Source organism: Amycolatopsis sp. NPDC003676, from assembly GCF_053587275.1.
The window spans coordinates 1-1081 of the sequence record NZ_JBSFNS010000412.1 but is presented as its reverse complement, the minus strand read 5'-3'; the positions used below and the strand labels follow the sequence as shown (position 1 = coordinate 1081).

Annotated in this window: 1 protein-coding gene; it reads left to right on the top strand. The window is 71.5% G+C overall.

The features are described 5' to 3' along the window. A partial coding sequence (locus ACWDNU_RS46835) for an acyl-CoA dehydrogenase family protein (RefSeq protein WP_449673581.1) occupies window positions 1–881 on the top strand: 881 nt, incomplete at its 5' end. Window positions 882–1081 lie beyond the last annotated feature (200 nt).

The window sequence follows — 1081 nt, the reverse complement described above, 5'->3', positions numbered from 1 at the left end:
GGGTTGTCAAGATGGCGGTTAGTCGGTCTCGGGAGTATCAGGCGGATGCTTCTGGGGCTGAGCTGGCCCGGATCCTGCCGCGGATGGCGCGCGGTGACGACATCTGGGCGCAGGCCTGGTCCGAGCCCGAATCGGGCAGCGACCTGGCGAGCCTGCGCTCGACCGCGCGCCGCACCGAGGGCGGCTGGATCCTCAACGGCCAGAAGACCTGGAGCTCGCGCGCCACCTACGCCGACTGGGCCTTCGGCCTGTTCCGCAGCGACCCGGACGCGCAGCGCCATCACGGCCTGACCTACGTGATGTTCCCGCTGTCCGCCGACGGTGTCAGCGTGCGGCCGATCCCGCAGCTCGACGGCGAGCCCGGCTTCGCCGAGATCGTCCTCGACGACGTCTTCGTCCCCGACCGCGATGTCATCGGCGCGCCGAACGAGGGCTGGCGGGTCGCCATGGCGACCTCGAGCAACGAGCGCGGCCTGTCGCTGCGCAGCCCCGGCCGGTTCAGCGCGACCGCGCAGCGGCTGATCGACCTGTGGACCGAGACCGCCGACCCCACCGACACCGCCGCGCGCAACGCCGTGGTGGACGCCTGGCTCGGCAGCGAGGCCTACCGGCTGCACACCTTCGGCACCGTCACCCGGCTGACCGACGGCGGCCAGCTCGGCGCGGAGTCCTCGATCACCAAGGTGTTCTGGTCCGAGCTCGACATCGCCATGCACCAGACGGGACTCGACCTGCTCGGCCCCGCCGCCGAACTGACCAGCAAGTGGACCGACGGCTACCTGTTCTCGCTGTCGGGCCCGATCTACGCGGGCACCAACGAGATCCAGCGCAACATCATCGCCGAGCGTGTGCTCGGCCTGCCGCGGGAGAGCAAGCGATGACCGTCGCCGCTTCGGCGGATACCCACAGCCGCCCGGCCGCAGCGTGCGGGCCGGCCACCCGTTCGACCACAGGAGTTCCGCGATGAAGTTCGCACTCGCCACCGAACAGCAGGACTTCGCCGCCGAACTGCGCAAGGTCCTCGACGCCGCGCAGGCGCCCGCCGCGACCCGCGCCTGGGCCGCGGGCGACACCGCCAAGG